This window comes from Dyella lipolytica, from assembly GCF_030160075.1.
GTDB classification, from domain to species: Bacteria; Pseudomonadota; Gammaproteobacteria; order Xanthomonadales; family Rhodanobacteraceae; genus Dyella_B; species Dyella_B lipolytica.
Genome location: NZ_BSNQ01000003.1, coordinates 2,157,926 through 2,179,192, shown reverse-complemented (window position 1 = coordinate 2,179,192; position 21,267 = coordinate 2,157,926). Strand labels below are relative to the sequence as shown.

The window sequence follows — 21,267 nt, the reverse complement described above, 5'->3', positions numbered from 1 at the left end:
GGACTCCATGCCGCCTTGCGTGTCATTCGCCGAAGCACAGCGAACTGCCGCCACGAAAACTAATGGGCGCCCGATGCCGCAGCGGATGCATCGCCACCACCGCCATGCCCCGGCCTTTTCGCAATCCAAATCAGCGCGATAAGCGCGACGAACAGAATACCCGAGATGTAGAAAAGATCATCCACGCCCAGCAGTGCCGCCTGTTGATCCATGACGCGATTGAACACGCCGTAGGCCTGCTGGTGGTCAACGCCGATTCTCTGCACCTGACTCGTGAATTGCTGAAATGCGGGGTTGTAGCTGGTCGTCACTTCATTGAGCTGCGCGTGATGACGAATGGAACGGTGGTCCCAGGCAGTCTGGAAAATCGACGTGCCGATACCGCCGCACAGAATGCGCAGGAAGTTGGACAAACCCGACGCGGCTGCGATGCGCGACGCCGGCAGGCCTGACAAGGTGATACCTAGCAAGGGTACAAAGAACGTCGCCAGACCAATCCCCTGTATCAGGGTGGGTATCATCAGCGATCTAGTATCCACGTCGCTGGTGTAATTGGCGCGCCAGAAGAAACAGGCGGCGAATGCCAGCAGTGATACGGATGCAATCAGGCGTGGATCGATGCGTCCCACCAACTTACCCGTAAACGGTGTAAGTGCGACGGCCACCAGCCCCGCAGGTGCCAACACCAAGCCCGCGTCTGTTGCGCGATAGCCGACGTCTGTCTGCAGCCACAACGGCAGTAACACGATGTTGGCAAAGTACAGACCATAGGCTACCGATAACGCAATCGTGCCTGCGCTGAAACTACGCAGCTTGAACAGACTGAGGTCGACGATCGGATGACGATCGGTCAACTCCCACGCTACGAAGTACACGAATGCGATCGCGGAGGTGGCAGCCAAAGCGATAACCACGGGCGAGTTGAACCAGTCCAGATCCTTGCCCTTGTCCAGCATGATCTGCAATGCGCCGACCCAAATGACCAAAAGCACGAGGCCGAGCTTGTCGATCGGCAGCTTGTGCGTGACCGATTCCCGATCGCGGAAGATCAGCCACGTACCGGCGATGGCAAGGATGCCCACCGGAATATTGACGTAGAAAATCCACGGCCACGTGTAGTTGTCGGAAATCCAACCACCGAGAATCGGTCCGGCCACCGGAGCCGTCAGTGTTGTCATTGACCACAACGCCAACGCCACGGGCGCCTTGGCGCGTGGGAAAGCCGCCAGCAACAGAGACTGCGACAGCGGGATCATCGGGCCCGCTACTGCGCCCTGCAGTACACGCGCCAACAAAAGAACCGGCAAGGTCGGCGCAATACCGCATAGCCACGACGCGATGACGAACAGCACCGTGGCGCTAATGAAAAGCCGAACCTGTCCTACGCGCTGCGACAACCATCCGGTCAATGGCAACGCGATGGCGTTGGACACTGCAAAGGAGGTAATCACCCAGGTGCCTTGGTCCGAGGAAACGCCGAGATTGCCGGAAATCGTGGGAATCGAAACGTTGGCGATCGACGTATCCAACACGTTCATGAACGTCGCCAACGACACGGCAATCGTGCCGATGGCAAGCTTTGCGCCCGATAAGGGTGGATGGTCGATGTGTGTCTCGCTCATGGCGACACTCCTCAGCGCGCGATGGCAACGCTAGATGTATCGCGCAAGGTGCGAGACGCTGCGGCCACCTGCGCGGTGTCGCCACCAGCGTTCTGCACGATGATCTGTGCGATCTCGCCGTTGGCCTCGGCGCCATAGTCCTTGAACACCGGAGTCTGATAGACGGTATTAGGCGCGTTCTCCAACGTTGCACCCTTCTGGTCGTGCAAATCGACCTCGGCGATCACCGACAGGCCAATGCGCAACGGGTGTGCCTGCAATTCGTTGGGGTCCAGCGCAATGCGCACGGGCAAACGCTGCACGATCTTGATCCAGTTACCGGTAGCGTTTTGCGCCGGCAACAGAGCAAACGCCGAGCCGGTACCTGCCGAGAAGCCGACCACATGGCCGTGATACGTGACCGAGGAACCATAGACGTCGGCATGCAGCGCCACGGGTTGACCGATGCGCATATGCTCCAGCTGCACTTCCTTGAAGTTGGCATCGACCCAGATTTCATTGAGCGGCACCACCGCCATCAGCGGCGTGCCCGGCGCCACGCGCTGACCCACCTGTACGACACGTTGCGCCACGTAACCCGTCACCGGTGCCGGCAAGGTATTGCGTGCGTAGGCAAGATACGCATCACGCACGTGCGCCGCGGCGGCCATCACATCGGGGTGATCGGCGATCGAGACATTCCATGTCAGCGCCTGATTCGATGCTAGACGTTGCTCGGCGGCATCGTAGGCGGCCTGCGCTTCGGTCAACGTATCGCGGGCGTGTGTGATCTCTTCGGTCGACACCGCGCCCGATTGGGCAATATCGAGGCGACGGCGATAGTCTTCCTGCGCGCGGGCCAGATCCGATTTGCGCTGATTGAGCACAGCGCGGAACTGCAGGTTATCGACATACAACGTATGCACCTGACGCACCGTCTGCGCCAGCGTCGCTTCAGACTGCTGCAGGGCGATCCGGGCATCGGCCGGGTCCAGTTTCACCAGAGGTTCGCCCTGCTTGATGGTTTGCGTGTTGTCCGCGTTGACAGCGATGACCGTACCGACGACTTGCGGGGTTACCTGCACGACGTTGCCGTTAACGTAAGCATCGTCCGTCGACTCGTAGTAGCGGGCGACCGTCAAATAGTAAGCAACAGCTGCCGCCGCGATGACGGCAACACCGAGGGTGATAAGGGTGAGGACACGGCGGCGGCGACCTCGACCGGTTAGATCGCCACCGTCGGTGGGGTTCGATGAGGCTTGAGCGTTCATGGCTAATTCCGGGGGAATGTGAGGAATGAGTGGGGAAAGGTGTGTTCGCGATGTCAGGCTGCATGGTTCAATCAGGGCGACGCTGCCACGCGGTTGATGGCGGCGACATCGTTCGACGACGTCGTGTAGCCACCACCTAGTGACTGGATCAGCGCAATCTGCGCATCCAGTCGTTGCATGCGCAGCGTCGCAATACGTTGGCTCTGCTCGAGCCGTGCAACGTCGGCCGACAGCACCTGCAGTTGCGGATCGAGTCCGGCCTTGTAGCGGATGATTTCCAGGTCGTAGGCCCGCCGACTGGCGTCGTAGGCGCGCTGTGCGGTGGTCTGCTGCTGCTCGACGGCACGGATCGCGGCCACTTGCGTCGCGACTTCGTTCAAAGCGCCAACCAACGTTTGATCGTAAGCGGCAACCGCCTGGTCATAGTCGGCATAGCGATCTTTCAACTGGGCGCGTAGCGCGCCACCGTCGAACAGCGGCAGATGAATCGCTGGGCCAGCCTGAACTTGCCGACTGCTGGCATCGAACAGATGCCCCCAACCGAACGCGTCGTAGCCGAATGCAGCGACCAGATTGATGTCCGGGAAGAAATCGGCCTTGGCGACTTTCACGTCATGCCCCGTCGCATCGATGCGCCAATGCGCAGCAACCACGTCCGGGCGGCGCGACAGCAAGTCGGCCGGCAGGCTACTCGGCAAGGCGTCATCGGATGCATCGAGCAACACCGGGCGGGTGATCTGCAGACCGCGATCCGGTCCTTTGCCGAGCAACGCGGCGAGTTGGTACCGCGTGGTTGCGATCTTTCCATCCAGTTCCGAGACATCGGTCTGGGTGGCGTTGATGGTCACATCCACGGTGCGGCTTTCGACTTCATTGTCGAGCCCCGTTTGCACGCGCGCCTGCGTCAGCGAACCAATCGACGTGCGGCTGGCCACCTCGTTCTGGGCCACATCGCGCAAGGCATACAACAAGGCGAGATGCACGTACGCATGAGCGACCGACGTCGAGAGAATAAGCCGTGCCTGCTGCTCCTCGGCCTCGGCGGCTTTACGCTCGGAGATCGCCGAACGCAGCGCTTCATGGTTCTTGCCCCAGAGATCCAGCTCATAGGACGCGCCCAACGTCAGCGAGTTTTCGCTCTGCCAGCTATTACCGACCGGAGGTGGAAGATATGTGTTGCCACTGAGATGCTCACGCGTGAAGGCGTACTTGACGTCCGCTTTCGGCCCTATCGCAGCGTGCGCCTGTTCCGTATACGCCGACGCTTTTTCGACCCGCGCCTTGGCTTCCGCGAGGGTAGGGCTGTTGGCGACGGCCTCGTTGATCAGCGCGGTAAGCTGCGGATCGCCGAATCGTTCGGACCAATCCATCGCCGGCCACGCACCGCCTTGTGTCGGGATGCTCACAGCCGCCGAGTAATCGTCGATCGACGCCGGATGGCTGTCACTACGAATACCGCGATAATTCACGCATGCGGCGAGAGCAGTGACCAGCATCGCCACGACGATCACGCGCAGTGATCTGCGCGAATGCCGAGAAGAGATAGATGTGGAAGGGTGCATAAGAGGTGTACCTCGGGGGAAGGTCATACCGTGTCTGGCGACATCACGGTTTCCGCGGAAGGCGGACATCGCGGTTTCGCAGGGGAGAGCGGGCATGTGTCTGGCAGTTGTCTGCCATCTGCTTCAGGCCGAGTTGCAGGGCCTGTAGATCGGACTTGCCGATGCCCGTCGTGAGGGCATCGAGAATGTGGCGAGTAATCTCTATCGTGCGACGAGCCATGCGCCTGGCCTGATCGGTAAGCGCAATACGCACGACGCGACGATCTTCCGTGCAACGCCTGCGCGTCAGCAGGCCGTACTTTTCCATCACGTCCAGTGCATGACTTACCGTGCTGGCATTGACGCCCACGACCGCGGCGAGATCGTTACCTAGCATCGCGGGTTCGGAGGCGAGCAACATCAGAATCTCGGCCTGTATGCCGGTGATGTCGAATTCCTCTTTCATTCGCTGCGTGGTGAGTCGCTTGAAAGCGGATGACGTGCGCACCAGGGCGTGAGCAACGTTGTCGTGATGGTTGCGCGCGGCGAATCGGCGCGCTCTTACTTTTTGCGCCGTGGCACCCTGCTTGGGCGCCGCGGCCAGTGCACCGCTAACGCGTGCGTCACTTACTTTCTTGCTGGTTCTTGAAGTGGCCATGGACCTATACCGACATGAGCGCTATGAGGCTGAGGCCTCCACGACAGCGAGGGCGGCGCGGCGACCGGAGTCCAGAAAGCGATCGGACATCTGCGGATCGTCGGTGGCGCGCGCCAGGATTAACGTGCCGATCAGGCAGGACGCCACAGCCATGGCATCCGCCTCGCGCTGCTTAGGCTTCAGCGATTCGGGCAGGATCGAGCCGACCAGCTTGACCATTTCCTTGATGCCATCGGTCAGCTGCGCACGCACAGGTCCCTCACTGCGACCTGCCTCGACGGCCAGCGTGGCCAACATGCATCCGCTCCCAACGTTGTCGCGATGGCGCGCATTGAGATAGCCGTTGACCAGATCTTCCAGGCGCGCGTCGCCCGTCTTGGTGCTCGCCTTGCGCAGTCGCTCGCGCATGCCTTCCAGCCCCACGGCGAGCGCCTCGCGCGCCAGGTCGTCCTTGGACTCGAAGTGGTTGTAGAAACCGCCCTGGGTCAGTCCGATCTCGCTCATCAGGCTGGCCACACCGACGTTGGCAATACCCTCTTTACGGAAGCGCTCGCCTGCCGCTTCGACGATACGGTGGCGGGTGGCTTCTTTATGTCCTTTTTCGTAGCGCATGGACCTGACCTCAATGGCTGGATTTGCAACGTTTGCGATTGAATTATTGTCATCATATGATATGACGTACGTAATGTAAAGGACCGGCGGCAAGTTTTTTGGACCGGGCGCTCCCTAGTACTGCGACGAGATCGCAGTCATGAATATCCAAGGCAAGAGCGGATGCCGCGCCTACGGATTGGGGTCAGTGTCCGCATTCGCCGATCGAACCGAGGTACATTTCCGGTATTCGGGCTTCATCGGCAACGTCATGTCCCATACCATCGCATCGTTGCCCATCTTCCGTAACCGAGAACGTTCCGAAGTGAACGTCAGGAGTGCCCACCGATGAACACGAACCACGTCAGGCCGCGTCCTATCCTGCTGCTTCTGCTGGTGCCATTCCTGGGATTGTTGGACGTGTCGTTGTACAACGTCGCGGAGCCCACGCTGTTCGGCTTTCCCTTCTTCTACTGGTATCAGCTGCTGTGGGTACCTATCACGGTGCTTCTGATCTGGGTGGTCTACCAGGGGACTTCTCATGACGACTAAACCCGACTATGTGGCGATCGGTATCTTCGCCGCGTTCTTTTTGCTCGTCACCGTGATGGGCTTCTGGGCGGCACGGTGGAAACAATCGTCCGAAGCGATGAGTCTGGACGAGTGGGGTCTGGGCGGGCGTCGGTTCGGAACGTGGATCACCTGGTTTCTGGTCGGCGGCGATTTCTACACCGCGTACACCATCATTGCGGTGCCGGCCCTGGTCTATGCGGTCGGCGCGTACGGATTCTTCGCGCTTCCGTACACCATCATCGTGTATCCGTTCGTCTTCGCGGTGATGCCGGTGATTTGGCGAATCGCCAAGCAACACGGTTATGTCACGGCGGCGGACGTGGTGTACGGGCGCTACGGTTCGCGTCTGTTGGAACTCGCCGTCGCGCTGACGGCCGTGGTCGCGACGATGCCGTACATCGCGCTGCAACTGGTCGGCATGGCTTCCGTGCTGGCCGCATTGGGCCTGCAAGGCGAAATTCCGCTGATCATCGCGTTCGTGGTGCTGGCCGTTTACACGTATTCGTCAGGTATTCGTGCGCCGGCGCTGATCGCCTTCGTCAAGGATGTGATGATCTATATCGCCGTCATCGCCGCCGTGGCGGTGATACCGAGCAAGCTCGGTGGTTACGGCGCGGTCTTTGCGGCCGCCGATGACGCCTTCAAGGCCAAAGGCGCGGGCGGCATTTTGCTGAAGCCCGATCAATTCCTGCCGTATGCCTCGCTGGCACTTGGTTCGGCGCTCGCGGCTTTCATGTATCCACATACGTTGACGGGTGTCTTTGCGAGCAAGAGCGCCAACACCATTCGTCGCAACGCCATGCTCCTGCCGGCATACACGTTGTTGCTGGGACTGCTCGCGCTGCTGGGCTACATGGGTCACGCCGCGCATCTGCAGCTTGCGAGCAATAACGACGTGGTGCCGGTGTTGTTCAAGACGTTGTTTCCGAGCTGGTTTGCCGGTTTTGCGTTTGCCGCCATCGGCATCGGTGCGCTGGTGCCCGCTGCGGTCATGAGTATCGGTGCGGCCAATGTGTTCACGCGCAATTTCTGGAAGGCTTACGTCAATCCCGCGGTGACGCCGGAAGCGGAAGCCGGAGTGGCGAAGATCGTGTCGTTGGTCGTAAAAATAGGGGCCTTGCTCGCCACTCTTTACCTGCCCACGCATTTCGCGCTGGATCTGCAATTGCTGGGCGGCATGTGGATCTTGCAGACGCTGCCTGCTGTGGTGTTTGGTTTGTTCCTGCAAAGCCTGCGGGCTTCGTCGCTTCTGGCGGGTTGGCTTGCCGGTTTGGTGAGCGGGACGTGGTTCATCTGGTCCGATGGACTGAAGCCGATTCACCATCTCGCCATCGGCAGCGCGGGGTTGTCGCTCTATACCGGTTTATTGGCGCTCGTTATCAATTTGGTGGTCGTGGGCGTTGTGCATCTGGCCACTAGCCTTCGGGCAAATCGCTAGGATGTCTGTCGACGCATAGTCAAAGGTGTGATGCTTTGACAGGCGATCGGGTGACGCTTCAACGTCCCCAATCGCCTTTTGAGGTGTAGGCCACGGCGTCATGGGCGTGCAGGCTTTCCTGGTGTTCGAGACGAACGTGGAAGTCGGCGATACGGTTGTCGGCATCGAGCGCACGCTGGATGCGGCGCGCGGCGTCTTCGCAGAACATCAAGTTGCTGCCGTTGGCCAGTGCGAACGCCTGTTCGTCTTCGCGCTTGACCGCGGTCTGCACCGGCGTGCCCAGCGCGTGCTCGACGCGATCGAGCAGGTCGATCAGATTCAACGGCGCGCCGTCGACAAAGCGCACCAGCAAGCGCGCGACGCTGCGTTGTGCATGCGGCGTGGCCACAATGCCTTTCTCGCTGCCCAGCCACGCCAGCACCGCTGTGTAATCCACCGGCTGCGTGGCGTCGAAATCCTTCGCAAACTGCTGCTGGATCAACTGGCGCGACAACGCCGCCGACGCGGGGCAGGTGGATGAGTACACCACTTCCGTACCCAGTTCCATGCGGAAGCTGTCGGCGCAAAGGCTCGCTTCGATCGATACCGGATAGGCACGCCAGCCGCTGTTGTCGCTGCGCAGCGCAGCGCGACGCACCAGTTGATCGAAGCGGATGCTGACGCGTGCGCGATCGGCCAGATCCTTGTGCGATTCCAGGAAGGCGCGCAGCAAGGATTCGAGCATCGCGCTGTCGACCGTGCGAGTGCTCAGGTATTGGTCCATCAACAGGTATAGGCGCGACATATGGATGCCGCGACGGTCCGGACGGATCAGGTTGACGAAGGCGCCGGCCTGGGCACGGGTGCATTGCACCTCGCCATCGCCAGCGTCGAAGCGCACCGGCATTTCGATGCCGTCCATCCCCACCCAGTCCAGGGCGTCGGCCAGATGCGGTTGCGCCTGAATAGCGACATCAGGCATCAGGCCGGCGGTATAGGGGATGTTCTTCACGATGACGTTCCGGATGTGTGGCGGGACCAGGCGGCTTCATGCGGTTGATCCGCCTATCAACGATTGGCCTGTCGCGCGCTGCGCAGCGCCGTCACGGCCGATGCGGCATTGACCTGAAGCACGCCGTTGGAGACTTTGCTGCTTCGTAACAGAAGATCATGGACGGTACGCGCGTCCAGTTTCGGTGCGAGCGATAGCAATAACGCAGCAATGCCGCTCACGTGAGCGGCAGCCATGGACGATCCGGAGGTGAAGTCGTATCCGCCGCCGGGTTGTGTGGTGAGGATGTCGGTGCCCGGCGCGCTCAATACGCCGGGTGGCGCCGTCGATGCGCTGCTTACGCGAACGGCAATGACACCCGGTGCGTTATCGGGAAATCCGCCGCGTGATCCATCCGGCGGCAGTGCCGCGATCACGATGCGGCCCTGGCTCAGCAACTGATCGAGCAGTTTGCCGAGCAGCGGATCCGGGGGGCCGCCCAGACTCAGATTGATGATGCGTGCATTCGTATCGATGATCGCCGCCAGCGCCTTGGCCAGCGTGAAGGAGTTGCAGCGTGCGCCGCTATGGGCCGCCTGCGGATACCAGCACGCCTTGTAAAGGCTGACGACCGACTTCGGCGCCATGCCCACGATGCCCTGATGATTGTCGGCGTCGGCAGCGATGATGCCGGCGACTTCCGTGCCGTGGCTGTCGTGGTTGAACGAGGACACATCGCCATCGACTTCGTTATGCGTATCGCCGATGCGTCCCTGAAGATCCGGATGCGTGACATCGACGCCGGTATCGACGATCGCGATATGCACGCCGACGCCCTGGCTGGTGTTGTGGGCGAGCGCCGCATCGGTTTCCACGAAACCGCGCTGCAAGTTGACGTAGGGGTCGTTGTATCGGTGCGCGTCGGCGGAACGATCGGCGGCAGCGTAGACGGCGTAGTCTTGCAAGGGTTGTGCGAGCTGCACGCGATCGTCTTTGGCGAGTGCCTTGAGCAGCGTGTCGCGTTCTACCCCCGGCGGGGGCTCCAGCACGACGCAGTAGAGCTTGAGCGCCTTGATCGGCCAGCCGGTGACTTCGTGCAATCCATATTGCTGTTTCAATGCCGCCAGTTCGGACACGGCGCGTTGTCCCGCACCGTAAAGCGCGGGTGAGGCATAGCCGAGCAAACTGGAGCCGGCATGCGTCGTGGGCGGATCGATCGGATTGGCAACGGCCAGCACGATGTCGCGCTGACTATCCATGGTGGATACGTCGGTCGCCGATGCACCGCCGGTGCTAGTGGGAGGATCCTGGGATGCCAAGGAAGGCGAATGCGCGCATGCACTCAATAGGGCTGCTACGGCGACCAGAAAAAAGACGCGACGCTTCATGGCGTAACGACGGGCTCCGCCAATCGGATGCCTCGCGCAGTGCGCAACTGCTGCACTATTTGTGGCGTGGTCGTCGTGGAATTCGTCGGCGCCACCGTGTAAGCGCCGACATCGTTGGGGCCGCTCACCACCTGCAGGCGCAGAGAATGCAGCAACGCATTCCAATCGGTCAGCGTCATGCTTGCATCGGGCACGACGCGGATGCTGCCCGGCGCTACGGGTGCCGATACCTGGCTCAAGGTGCGATAGGCCGGTGCGTCGTTTATCGACCAGAGCTTCACGCCCAGCGCGCTCAGGGCGATCGCCTGCACCAGCACCGCGGCAACCAGTCCGCGGGTCAGCCAGCTGCCCGAACGCAAGCGATGAGGGGTTTCTTCGCGTTCGGGTGCATCGATGCGATCCATCAGGCGCTTCAATCCGGCATTCGCATCGAGCTGAATTTCCGTAGGCAGCGACAGCGCAATCCGTAGGCGAGTCTGCTGTTCGAATTCCGCGCGGCACGATGCGCAGCGGACAAGATGATAGTCCAGCCACTCGCTTTGTTCGGGCGATGCGCTTTCTTGCAATACCCAGGGCATTGCCTCCCAGGCGCGGAGACAATCCTGGCCGGTATCCATGGGGTAGGTCATGACACGCTCTCTTTCATAACAGGTGATTCGCCCGCCAAAGTGGGAAGCACGTTGCGCAGCTTGACGCGCGCATGAAACAAGCGTGCTTTCACCGTGCCCACTGGGCATTGCATGATCGCGGCGACATCGTCCAAGGAATGGCCCACACCATAAACCAGTTCGACCACCACGCGCTGGTCGGCCGAAAGACGATCGAGGCCCTTGCTCAACCAGTCGCGCAATTCGCGATCTTCATCCGGATCCGACGACGGCGCGCGATCGTCCGACAAAGCATCGTCTTCCACCGGCTCGTCGCCATGTTGTCGCAGCGCCTTGAGTCCGCAGCGGTAGGCAATGCCCATGATCCAGGTCGACACGCGCGAGTCGCCGCGGAACTCGCCGGATTTCTGCCAGACGATCCAGAAACAGTCGTTGACCACTTCCTCGATGACATCGGTGCGTCGGGTCAGCCGGGACAGAAAGCGGCACAGCCTGCCGTGATAACTGTGGTACAGCGTCGACAGCGCGACACGGTCACCCGTCGACATGCGTTGGAGCAGCATGCGATCGGTGGCGTCGGCGTCGATGGTGGCTTCGTTCATAGGTTTGGAGGAGGTCACCGGATAGCGGCGAGTTTCCACATAAGTGCGCTATCGGCGCGGAAAGGTTGCCCCTGAATCAAAAAGACCAGGAAATGGTCCCCACCCAGGGGGCGGTGACCAGGTTACCCGCATGCCTGGGTATGGCCGGATTCGTCGCCACGCGGTCCAGTTCCACCCGCCAGGGGCCGTAGCTCCATAGCAGTCCGGCATGTCCATACCGATAGACGGCGGTGTTGATGCGCTCACCGTAACCGTAGGAACCACTATTCAAAACAAGGGATTGGCTGACACCCGCACCCAGCGAAAGAGAAAAATGCCAGGCCAGCGGCCAGTGGAAATTGATATCGGCGGCACCTCGTGGTTCGTGACGGGTTCCGTTGATAAGACAGATGCCCGACAGGCCAAACGTCAGAATGTCCCGGTATATCCAGTTAACGCCTATTTCGGTTCGATCGAAAAGCCGGGCCTGGGCATTGCCCGGGTAGTCGTAATAGAGCAGATCCCCTTGCATCTGCCAGTCGCTGGAGAGCGACCAGTAATGCGACACCTGGGCCAGGGCCTCGGAAACATGCCCGGGCGAGCGTATTTCGGTTCCTCCGGAAAGGCCAAGCGACCAGCCCGGCGCGGGCGCCCAGGACACAGCGGCCTGCAAAATAGGCGTAGCCGGCGTCACCGCCTGGCCGCGATCCACCAGCTGGGAACTGACCGCCACCGCGCCGCTGACCGTGGCCGACTGCGCATGAAGCGGTGCCGCCAGGCATGCCGTCGCCGCGAGCAACGCGAGCGAGAGAGCCCCGCGCGCGCGCAAGATGCCCCGCCCGCGCGGATCATGACGGGCGCGCCGGGCAAAGCCTCGGTGCACACTGACTCCAGCGCAAAAGGGGCGACGCTTCTTCATGGGGATCTATGCATTCACACGCACGAAAGCCGCCCTGCGCCAGGTATGCCGCACCTATAGACGGTTCGGTAATACGAGGAAATGTCATCCGTGGAGCGGGAAGCTGTCATCAGTGAATCGTGCCGAGGTATGAAATGAGATCGTCCAGTTGCTTGGAATCGGTCAAGCCGTCGTACTTCATCTTGGTCCCAGGGTTGGCCTGCTTGGCCGGCTGGGACAGGTAGCTGTGCAGCTTGTCCGTGGTCCACACCCATTTGGCTTGCAGCAACGCATCCGAATATTTGTAGTTCGGTGCGGTGCCCGCGTTGCGTCCGACTATACCGAACAGGCTAGGGCCTTTCTTGTTGCGCCCCTCTTTCACGCTGTGGCACTCGGAGCATTCCGTCTTGAAAACATCCGACCCGGCGCTCGCGTCACCGGCCAGGGCAAAAGGGGACATCGACGCCGCCCCCAGATAGAGCCCTACGGCAGCAACGCACCGTAGGAACGGTACCCAAAGCAACTTGGTCACTTTCTGACTCCTGTACACATTTTTAGAAAGCCAAACTCGCCGTTAGCGAAAAGGCGTTGAGATCGTGCGCATTGGTCACCGGGAGGCCTGGCCCCACGCCGAAAATGTTCGTGCTGCTACCGTTGAACCGACTGAAATGGAACCACGTGGCAGCGAGCTTCAGGTTCGCGATCGTTGTAAAAGAGTCGTCCTTGCCGAACGGTGCCCAGTACAAGGTGAGCAGGTTGCTGGTGGTATCGGGAACGCCGTACGGTTGATAGCGAACGATGTCGCGCGTTCCTGTGCTCACCAGATGCGAGAACGTGAGGCCGTAGGTCTGCAAGAACGTGTAGGTCAACGTAAACGTGCGGTCGTGCACGGCGCCGTGCGTTTGCGCGGTGATGCCCGGGAACGGGCTGGGGGGAAGGCTGCCGTAGCGGCGTTGTTCGAGAATATCGACAAAACTCGCCTGCACGATGTTTTCCCGATTGCCGATGTACTGGTAAGTCACGTCGTAGCCGAGATCCGTGAGGTCGTCGGCCGGACCCGAGCGCGGAAGCTGGCGCTTAGCGGTCAGCGCGACGATGCCTGCCGAAAAGAACTGCTTCTTCAGATCCTTCATGTACGCGAAGCGAAAAAAACCGGTGTCGCTGAGCCTGCCCGGGTCGCCCGACAACGCGTAGCCGAGATTGCTCTGCGTGGACTGCGGCAACGAGGTGTAACTGCCGATTTCGCCGTACCAATCGGAGTCGTAAAGGCCATAGGCGGTTGCGCCGACAACGCGATTGGCAAGCGCGTCGGGACTGGAAGGGTTGAGCAGCGTGCCGGTGACACCGGGCGGGCCCAGTAGCGTTGAGTCCGGCAGATCGGACACCGCATCCTCGAATCCGGGACTGTTGTTTACGCTCACGCCGAATGTGGCTTCCTTGCTGCCGAGCTTCAGATCCTTGGCGACGAAGCGCAGATCGACATTGCTCAGTTTGGTGCTGAAGTGGTCCTGGCCATCGTTGTCCGTTTCGATCTTGACGTAGCCGCCGATGTTGTCCGAGATGCGTCCGGCTACGTAGATGTCTGCTTCCGTGAGCTGCGTAGTGTTCTGACCGCGCGCCGGTACCGAATGCGTGCCGATGAGCTGCACGGCCACGGGAATCTTGAAGCCGTTGCCGTCCGTATCGGTATAGCCGTTGAGTTTGAAGCGCATGCCGTAGGGTGTCAGTGCGGGACCGTAGGCACCGGCATGGCAGTCCGCGCACGCATTGCCGGTCTGCCGCGCATAAGCGGGAGTGGCTTGTACGCTGGTGCTGGCAAATAGCAGTAGCGCGGCGACGGCTAGCCACAGGTAAACCCGATGCGTCCGGCGCATCGAGCGTCGGTTCAAAGAGTGCGACATAAGATCTCCTTGTCGTGATCGGATGCGACAGAACACAAAGCGTTCTCCATCAGCGTCGGCGTTTGGGCAGCATCAGCCGCAACGTTCCATCGCGCAGCACGAAGTGGTGCCAGAGCGCGGCGGCGATGTGCAGCGAAACCAGGGCCAGCAACAACCAGGCAGCGTCGAGGTGCCATGCCTGCAATCGATCGGCCAGATCTTCGTCGCCACCCACCAGGGTGGGCAGCGTCAGGCCAAGCAGATGAACCGGCTTGTCCTCCGCATTGCTCAAGGCCCAACCGAGTATCGGCAGGGCAAGCATCAATGCGTACAACGCGATATGTGTCAGCGCCGCGGCGAGGCGAATCGGCCACGACGTATGGCTTGCGGGCGGCAGCTTGCCCAGCCGAATACGGAGTGCCACGCGCAAGAAGAAAAGAATGAGTACGAACAACCCGAAATGGCGATGACCTTCGAGCAGCCATTGGCGCAGGGCGCGGCCGTCGACTTCATCGCGGATCAGAATGAATGTCGCCGCCGTGCACACGCAAAGCACGGTCAACCAATGCATGACCACCAGTTTCCTCGGGCGCTCAACGACGGTCGTCTCCGCGGGTCGCGGTGCGAAATGCTCGGCGTCGGCTTGCACGCCGGGCATGAATGCCACGTTCTTCCCCTGCTTTGGCCCAGCCTTGTTTTCCGATGCCATATCCCAGTCGCCCGCGTTGCCGTCGTCCTGCCGATCTCATGCCCGCCTTGCGTCTGCCTCATGCCCGAAGCGGCATGCCTGGGTGCAGTGAAAACGGCCTCGTGCGTATGGGTGTCGGTTATGGAGCGAAAGGTTGCATCGAATTAACAAAGCGTCGTGGGCAATGCGTGCGGATCGCAACGCATCGCGTCGCGTCGCGTGCGGACGCCACACAACCTTTCCTCATCGACGCGGTACTCAGGTACGTGGGTCAACTTCACGCATTCAAGGCCATGGCCTGAAACATGGACATCGAACGAATCCAGTTGCAAAAGCATGGCGACGACCGCGGCATGCTCATCGCGTTGGAACAGGATCGAAACGTGCCGTTCCAAATCCGGCGCGTGTACTACCTGTTCGCAACGAACAACCATGTGCATCGCGGCCAGCATGCGCACCGGCACCTGCATCAATTGGCGGTGCCGGTGCGGGGCTCGGTCACCATCTTGCTGGACGACGGCAACGGGCCGGTGGAAGTGGTGCTCGACGATCCTGCGCAGGGATTGCTGATCGGTTGCATGGTATGGCGCGAGCTTTACAACTTCAGCGAAGACTGCGTGCTGATGGTGCTGGCCGACCAATTCTACGACCCGACCGACTACATCACCGACTACGCAGAATTCCTGCGTGAAGTGAAAGGTTCCATGCTTCGGGAGGACTTGGCCGCATGCGTAGGCCGTTAGTGATCGTCGGCGCGGGCGAGTTTGCGCAGATCGCCTGCGAGTACTTCGTGCACGACAGCGAGTACGACGTCGTCGCTTTCAGCGTCGAGCGCGAATACCTCACTCAGCCCACGCTGGCGGACCGACCCGTCGTGGCGTACGAGACGCTGGAGGCGCACTACCCTCCCGCGGAGTACGACGTATTCGTCGCGATTCCCGCCACACATCTCAACCGCCTGCGCACGCGCTTTTATCAGGACGCGAAAAGCAAAGGCTATCGGTTCGCCACCTACGTCAGTACGCACGCCTTCGTATGGCGCAATGCCGAAGTGGGCGAAAACAGTTTCATCTTCGAGAATAACGTCATTCAACCCTTCGTCAGCATCGGAAACAACTGCATTCTCTGGAGCGGTAACCATGTCGGGCACCGCACGGTCGTGCACGACAACGTATTCGTCGCTTCGCACGCGGTCATTTCGGGCTATTGCGAGATCGGCGAGGGAAGCTTCATCGGCGTCAACGCCACGTTCAACGATCAGGTGAAGGTCGCGGCGGACAACGTCATCGGCGCCGGCGCCCTGGTCACGCACGATACCGAGCCAGGTCGCATCTACGTGGGTTCGCCGGCCCGCGCGATACCGGACAAGTCCAGCCTCGCCGTGAGGCTTTGAGCGCGCATGTGCGCATGGATCAAAAAAGGCCTGGTGTTCGAAACCGCGCACCACAGCGTAGGTGCGTGGATGCGCCACTCTGCGCTCACGCCGACGCCGTATCGCCTAAGTAGCGAGCTCATACGCGTCTATGCGGGCTTCCGTGATGCCGACGGTGTCAGTCGTATCGGTTATGTGGATCTGCGTGCGGACGACCCAACGGACATCGTGCATGTCGGCGCCGAACCGGTGCTCGATATCGGGCGGGGCGGTTGTTTCGACGACAACGGCATGATCCTCGGCGACATCGTCGATGCACCCGACGGCCTGCACATGTTCTATGTCGGCTTCCAGCGCGTCGCGAAAGCGAAGTTTCTTGCTTTTACAGGCCTAGCGATCTCCCGCGACGGTGGGCTTCATTTCGAGCGCGCGCAGGAGACGCCGATTCTGGACCGCGCACACGGGCGCAGCACCATCGGCGCGGTGCATTCAGTGATGCGGGAAAACGGCCGTTGGCGCATGTGGTACGCCGTCGGCGACGACTGGGAAACCATCGGTGGCCGGCCCTTTCCGCGCTACCACATTCGCTATGCCGAAACGGACGATCCCAGGGTCTTTCCGCGCAACGACCGGATCTGCCTGCAACCACGCGGCAGCGAATACCGCATCGGCCGGCCGCGCGTGTATCGATTTGGCGACCGGTACGTCATGTACTTCACGCGCGGCAATGTCACCGGCGAATACTTTCCCGGCGTCGCCTACAGCGACGACGGCATCACCTGGGAGCGTCACGACGAAGCGCTAGGCGTGACGCTCTCCGAAAGCGGCTGGGATTCGCGCGTCATCTGTTATCCCGCCCTGATTCGTCATCGCGACAAGTTATTGATGTTCTACAACGGCAACGACATGGGAGTCGATGGATTCGGCGTGGCCGAGCTGCGCGACGTTTCCACGGGTGGAGGGCTGCATGTACACGGTTAAGCCCTATGCGCCGATTCACGCGCAGGCTTGGGATGCGGTGGTCGAACGGTCGCGGAACGGCAACTTTCTGCATCGGCGAGGCTACATGGATTACCACGCCGATCGCTTCGTGGATCGATCACTGATGATCGAGCGCGAGGGCAAAATAGAGGCGGTTTTTCCTGCCAACGTGAAAGATAACGTCGTGGTAAGCCACGGCGGCCTCACTTATGCCGGTCTGATTACAACGCAAGATGTGCGTGCCGAAGCGACGCTTGCCCTGTTCGAAACGATGAGCGAGCACTATCGCGCGCAAGGCGTCGAGCGAATCGTCTACAAGGCGATACCGCACGTCTTCCACGCCTATCCCGCCGAAGAGGATCTTTACGCCCTGCATCGGATGGGAGCTCGGCTGAAGCGGCGCGACATCTCATCCGTCGTTTCGCTGCAGGAAGCCTTCCGCTTTACGGATGGCCGCAAACGCTCGATCAACAAGGCGAAGAAGGCGGGGATCCAGTTGAAGGTCGGTGTCGACCTGGCGGCATTCCACGCGTTGCTGACGGAGACGTTGCGCAAGCACGACGCCGCGCCGACCCACAGCTTGCAGGAATTGCAGTTGCTGCAGGCGCGGTTTCCCGATCGCATCGTGTTTCACGAGGCGCGCGTCGACGACACCTTGCTGGCGGCGGTACTTGTCTACGACTTCGGCCGGACCGTGCACACCCAATACATGGCTACGTCGGAGGAGGGGCGCCAGCTCAATGCACTCAGCCTGCTCCTTAGCGAGCTGATCGGCGCTGTTTACGCAGATAGGGTCTATTTCAGTTTCGGTATTTCGACGGAGCAGGAAGGACGGCATCTCAATGGCGGCCTGATCATGCAGAAGGAACGCTTCGGTGCGCGCGCCGTCGTGCACGATTTTTACGAGTGGGAGCTTTGATGGACGTTCCGTTCCTCAACGCCAGGGACATCAACGCCCGTTATGCCGACGAGCTGAAAGCCGCTGCGGCACGGGTGATCGATTCGGGCTGGTACGTACTTGGCCAGGAAGTGGCAGCGTTCGAGCGCGAGTTCGCCGCTTACTGCGGCGTGCGGCACGCCGTGGGGGTAGGCAATGGATTGGACGCGCTGGCGCTGATTCTGCGCGGCTACAAGGAACTCGGTGCACTGAGCGAGGGCGACGAGATCATCGTGCCCGGCAACACCTTTATTGCGACCTTTCTCGCCATTACCGAAAACCGCATGGTACCGGTTCCGGTGGAGCCCGATCCTACGAGCTTCAATCTTGACCCGGGCTGCGTGGAAGCCGCCATCGGCCCGCGCACGCGCGCGATCATGGTGGTGCATCTTTACGGTCAGCTGGCGAACATGCCAGCACTGCTCGCGTTGGCACGCCGCTACAACTTGTTGCTGATCGAAGACGCCGCGCAAGCGCATGGCGCGATCAGCAACGGATGCAGGGCAGGCGCGTTCGGCGACGCAGCGGCTTTCAGTTTCTTTCCCGCCAAGAACCTCGGCGCGCTTGGCGACGGCGGTGCGGTCGTCACCAACGACACGGTGCTGGCGAGTCGCGTCGCCGCGCTGCGCAACTACGGTTCCGAGGTGAAATACTGGCATCTCTTCCAAGGCGTCAATTCGCGGCTTGATGAAATGCAGGCCGCCATGCTGCGCGTGAAATTGAAGTACCTGGACGACGACATCGCACGTCGTCGTCATGTGTCACAACGCTACCGCCAGGGCATTCGACATCCCGATATCCGTTTGCCGGCAGTGACGAGCGAAGAGCAGCACGCCTGGCATTTGTTCGTGGTGCGCTGCGCCCATCGCGATGCCCTGCAGCAGCAGCTGCAGCGATTGGGTATTCAAAGCCAGGTGCACTATCCGGTGCCCCCGCATCGCCAATCAGCCTATGCGTCCTTGCGGGACGTCCGTCTGCCGCTCACCGAACAATTGCACGACGAAGTGCTCAGTCTGCCGATGGGACCGACCTTGCGCGAGGACGAGGTGGGTCGGGTCATTGCCGCCTGCCAAGCGTTCGAGTGTCCGCCATGAGTTTCGTGCGCACCGGCTTCTACACGACCATCGCCACCGCGGCGCGGCTGCTCGCGGGTCTGGTCGTGATCAAGCTCGTCGCGTGGTTTGCAGGGCCCGAAGGCGTTGGCAAGCTGGGGCAGTTCATGAGCCTGATGTCGCTGCTGGCCGTGCTGGCCGGCGGCGGCATCAGTGCGGGCGTCGTCAAATACGTCGCCGAGTATCGCCACGATGCGCAGCGGCTGTCGCGCCTGCTTGCCGCGGCACTCTGGTATGCATTGTGCGCGTCGTGCCTGATGGGATGCGTGGCGCTGGTGTTCAGCCGCAGTATCGCGCTGTGGCTGCTAGGTGATCCGCATTACGAAAGCCTGATCCGTATCCTCGCCATCGCGCAGCTCGGCATTGCGCTGGTCAACTATATTCTCGCGGTCATCAACGGTTTCATGGATGTGCGCCGGCTTGCCTTGGTGCAGGTGCTGGGTTCGGCGATCGGCGTGGTGATGGTGGTCGAGCTCTCGCGGTGGCTGCAGCTCTACGGTGCGCTGCTGGCGCTGGTAGTCGGGCAGGTGCTGACGCTCGTCGTCGGCTTGCCGGCCTGGTGGCGCAGTCCGTACTTTCGCCGCAGCATGCTAAGCATCCGCTTCGACCGCGAGATGACCGGTCGATTGGCGGCGTTTTCGGTGATGACGCTCACCTCGGCGCTGTTGCCGCCCTTGATCAATATCGCGGTACGCAACCACCTCGCGCTCCAATTCGGCTGGGAGCAAGTCGGTTACTGGCAGGCGGTGAGCAAGGTATCGGATGCGTATCTCTTGTTCCTCACCACGGCCATCAACATCTACTACCTGCCCAAGCTGGCGTCTACGCACGAACGCGCATCGCTGGTGCAGGAATTGCGCGGCGCGTATCGGCACTTGTTGCCTGTCGTCATTGCGCTTGCGGCGTTGGTTTACGTGCTGAGGAACTGGGTGACGCATTTCCTATTCAGCGTCGACTTCACGGCCGCCAACGCGCTTTACGGTCCGCAGTTGATCGGCGACGTGATCAAGATCGCATCGTTCGTGCTGTCGTACCTCATGCTGGCGAAGGCCATGACCCGGCTGTTCGTGATATCCGAGTGTGTGTTCGCTCTCAGCTATCTCGCGCTGGTTTATCTCTTCACGACCTACTTCGGGCTCGTGGGTGCCATGTACGCCTTTGCGGTCAACTACTTTTTCTATTTTTTGTTCAACGTGCTGGTCGCGCGACGCTATCTGGGAGACTCATGATGGTATCCGACGCCGCACCGATGGATGCGCCGGCCATGCCGCTGGTCTCGGTGCTTATTCCTGCGTTCAACCACGAACGCTTCGTGCAACGCTGCCTGGATAGCGTGCTGGAAGATCTGTATCCGTCCAAGGAAATCGTCATCATCGATGACGGTTCCACCGACGGCACGCCCGAGCGCATCGCCGATTGGATCGCCAGGCACGGCAGCAAGCTGCGCGTGAATTATGTGCGCCGCGGCAACAAGGGCATTGCGGCGACCTTGAACGAGCTGGCGGCGCGCGCCCAGGGTGAATTTCTCCGGTTGGGCGCGAGCGACGACTATCTGCTGCCGGGCGGTCTGGAAGCCCAGGTGCGCTACCTGATGACGCATCCGTTCAAGAAAGCGGTGGTCGGCGACTCGATCGTCGTCGATGAGAACGGACTCATCCTGCATGGTAGCGGCATGCACGATCTCCACGGCGCGAACAAGCGACTCTATCGCTCCGACGAAGGCATACGTCGCGCCGTGATCAGCCAGTGGGCTATCGGCGGACCCGTCGCCATGATCCGAAAGAATGCGCTCGATACGGTCGACCGCTGGACGGAAGGCTTGCGCATCGACGATTGGGATTTCTTCCTGCGCCTGGCCGCGCTCGATGCGCTCGGCTTTATCGATGTCAGTGTTTGTGCATACCGTCTTCACGGCGCGAACTTAAGCAAGACGCGGCATCGGGCAACGCGGGTGGTCAATCTGGTCGAGTCGCGCTATGTCGCCATGCGCAGAGCCCATCTGTTCGAAGAACCCTACCGGACCTTGCTCAAGGCGCAGGCGCATCTCATTGGCGCCAAGATCGCTTTCCTGCAGCGACGCCTATTCCTGCTGATGTTCCACATGGCGGTATATCTGTCGCTGATCCTGATCTCCAAGCTTGGATTGCCGGCGTCCCACTCGATGGTAAAGGAGGCCTGA

Annotated in this window: 22 protein-coding genes; 9 read left to right on the top strand and 13 right to left on the bottom strand. The window is 61.0% G+C overall.

Annotated features, from left to right (window positions below; translation table 11 throughout):
• Positions 1-59 precede the first annotated feature (59 nt).
• From QQL64_RS11200 to QQL64_RS11180, 5 genes are all read right to left on the bottom strand, one after another.
• Positions 60-1,622 (bottom strand): DHA2 family efflux MFS transporter permease subunit, encoded by a 1,563-nt coding sequence (locus QQL64_RS11200; protein ID WP_284399341.1) that lies wholly within the window; start codon positions 1,620-1,622, stop codon positions 60-62.
• 11 nt (positions 1,623-1,633) lie between these two features.
• Positions 1,634-2,872, bottom strand: a complete 1,239-nt coding sequence (locus QQL64_RS11195; protein WP_284399338.1) for an HlyD/EmrA/EmrK family protein — start codon at positions 2,870-2,872, stop codon at positions 1,634-1,636.
• Between the two features lie 71 nt (positions 2,873-2,943).
• Positions 2,944-4,434 carry an efflux transporter outer membrane subunit gene (locus QQL64_RS11190; protein ID WP_284399336.1) on the bottom strand — a complete coding sequence of 497 codons (1,491 nt, stop codon included), beginning with the start codon at positions 4,432-4,434 and terminating at the stop codon, positions 2,944-2,946.
• Between the two features lie 43 nt (positions 4,435-4,477).
• Positions 4,478-5,071: a MarR family winged helix-turn-helix transcriptional regulator gene (locus QQL64_RS11185; RefSeq protein WP_284399333.1), complete on the bottom strand. Its 594-nt coding sequence runs from the start codon at positions 5,069-5,071 to the stop codon at positions 4,478-4,480.
• A gap of 21 nt (positions 5,072-5,092) precedes the next feature.
• Positions 5,093-5,683, bottom strand: coding sequence for a TetR/AcrR family transcriptional regulator (locus tag QQL64_RS11180; RefSeq protein WP_284399330.1), 591 nt, complete (start codon positions 5,681-5,683; stop codon positions 5,093-5,095).
• A gap of 327 nt (positions 5,684-6,010) precedes the next feature.
• On the opposite strand from QQL64_RS11180, the gene QQL64_RS11175 reads away from it, so the two are divergent.
• Both QQL64_RS11175 and mctP read left to right on the top strand, forming a co-directional pair.
• The gene (locus QQL64_RS11175; protein WP_284399329.1) at positions 6,011-6,214 is read left to right on the top strand and encodes a DUF3311 domain-containing protein; all 204 of its coding nucleotides are present in this window, start codon (positions 6,011-6,013) and stop codon (positions 6,212-6,214) included.
• The gene (gene mctP, locus QQL64_RS11170; protein WP_284399327.1) at positions 6,204-7,673 is read left to right on the top strand and encodes a monocarboxylate uptake permease MctP; all 1,470 of its coding nucleotides are present in this window, start codon (positions 6,204-6,206) and stop codon (positions 7,671-7,673) included. Before QQL64_RS11175 ends, mctP begins: the two co-directional genes overlap by 11 nt.
• A gap of 58 nt (positions 7,674-7,731) precedes the next feature.
• Here the strand turns inward: mctP and folE2 are convergent, their stop codons facing one another.
• The 8 genes from folE2 to QQL64_RS11130 form a co-directional block, all read right to left on the bottom strand.
• Positions 7,732-8,634: a GTP cyclohydrolase FolE2 gene (gene folE2, locus QQL64_RS11165; protein ID WP_284399769.1), complete on the bottom strand. Its 903-nt coding sequence runs from the start codon at positions 8,632-8,634 to the stop codon at positions 7,732-7,734.
• Between the two features lie 86 nt (positions 8,635-8,720).
• Positions 8,721-10,031, bottom strand: coding sequence for a S8 family serine peptidase (locus tag QQL64_RS11160; protein ID WP_284399324.1), 1,311 nt, complete (start codon positions 10,029-10,031; stop codon positions 8,721-8,723).
• Positions 10,028-10,660 carry an anti-sigma factor gene (locus tag QQL64_RS11155; protein ID WP_284399322.1) on the bottom strand — a complete coding sequence of 211 codons (633 nt, stop codon included), beginning with the start codon at positions 10,658-10,660 and terminating at the stop codon, positions 10,028-10,030. Before QQL64_RS11155 ends, QQL64_RS11160 begins: the two co-directional genes overlap by 4 nt.
• Entirely contained in the window at positions 10,657-11,241 is a 585-nt protein-coding gene (locus QQL64_RS11150; protein WP_284399768.1) for an RNA polymerase sigma factor, read from the bottom strand. The genes QQL64_RS11155 and QQL64_RS11150 overlap by 4 nt, the downstream gene beginning before the upstream one ends.
• Positions 11,242-11,317: 76 nt before the next feature.
• Positions 11,318-12,139 carry a TorF family putative porin gene (locus QQL64_RS11145; protein ID WP_284399320.1) on the bottom strand — a complete coding sequence of 274 codons (822 nt, stop codon included), beginning with the start codon at positions 12,137-12,139 and terminating at the stop codon, positions 11,318-11,320.
• Between the two features lie 109 nt (positions 12,140-12,248).
• Positions 12,249-12,578, bottom strand: coding sequence for a c-type cytochrome (locus QQL64_RS11140; RefSeq protein ID WP_284399317.1), 330 nt, complete (start codon positions 12,576-12,578; stop codon positions 12,249-12,251).
• 94 nt (positions 12,579-12,672) lie between these two features.
• Complete coding sequence (locus QQL64_RS11135) at positions 12,673-14,019, bottom strand: cytochrome C (RefSeq protein WP_284399315.1); 1,347 nt, start codon at positions 14,017-14,019, stop codon at positions 12,673-12,675.
• Between the two features lie 49 nt (positions 14,020-14,068).
• Positions 14,069-14,569 carry a cytochrome b gene (locus QQL64_RS11130; RefSeq protein ID WP_404600980.1) on the bottom strand — a complete coding sequence of 167 codons (501 nt, stop codon included), beginning with the start codon at positions 14,567-14,569 and terminating at the stop codon, positions 14,069-14,071.
• A gap of 422 nt (positions 14,570-14,991) precedes the next feature.
• Between QQL64_RS11130 and QQL64_RS11125 the strand changes: the two genes are divergently transcribed.
• From QQL64_RS11125 to QQL64_RS11095, 7 genes are read left to right on the top strand one after another with little or no spacing between them, the layout of a single operon-like run.
• The gene (locus QQL64_RS11125) at positions 14,992-15,429 is read left to right on the top strand and encodes a sugar 3,4-ketoisomerase (RefSeq protein ID WP_284399313.1); all 438 of its coding nucleotides are present in this window, start codon (positions 14,992-14,994) and stop codon (positions 15,427-15,429) included.
• Positions 15,414-16,079 carry an acetyltransferase gene (locus tag QQL64_RS11120; RefSeq protein ID WP_284399311.1) on the top strand — a complete coding sequence of 222 codons (666 nt, stop codon included), beginning with the start codon at positions 15,414-15,416 and terminating at the stop codon, positions 16,077-16,079. The genes QQL64_RS11125 and QQL64_RS11120 overlap by 16 nt, the downstream gene beginning before the upstream one ends.
• A gap of 6 nt (positions 16,080-16,085) precedes the next feature.
• On the top strand, positions 16,086-17,039 hold the full coding sequence (locus tag QQL64_RS11115) for a glycoside hydrolase family protein (RefSeq protein ID WP_284399308.1): 954 nt from the start codon (positions 16,086-16,088) through the stop codon (positions 17,037-17,039).
• Positions 17,026-17,958 carry a GNAT family N-acetyltransferase gene (locus QQL64_RS11110; protein WP_284399305.1) on the top strand — a complete coding sequence of 311 codons (933 nt, stop codon included), beginning with the start codon at positions 17,026-17,028 and terminating at the stop codon, positions 17,956-17,958. Before QQL64_RS11115 ends, QQL64_RS11110 begins: the two co-directional genes overlap by 14 nt.
• On the top strand, positions 17,958-19,070 hold the full coding sequence (locus QQL64_RS11105; protein ID WP_284399302.1) for a DegT/DnrJ/EryC1/StrS family aminotransferase: 1,113 nt from the start codon (positions 17,958-17,960) through the stop codon (positions 19,068-19,070). Before QQL64_RS11110 ends, QQL64_RS11105 begins: the two co-directional genes overlap by 1 nt.
• Entirely contained in the window at positions 19,067-20,317 is a 1,251-nt protein-coding gene (locus tag QQL64_RS11100) for an O-antigen translocase (protein ID WP_284399300.1), read from the top strand. The genes QQL64_RS11105 and QQL64_RS11100 overlap by 4 nt, the downstream gene beginning before the upstream one ends.
• A complete protein-coding gene (locus QQL64_RS11095) occupies positions 20,317-21,267 on the top strand; it encodes a glycosyltransferase (RefSeq protein WP_284399765.1) in 951 nt (316 codons plus the stop codon). Before QQL64_RS11100 ends, QQL64_RS11095 begins: the two co-directional genes overlap by 1 nt.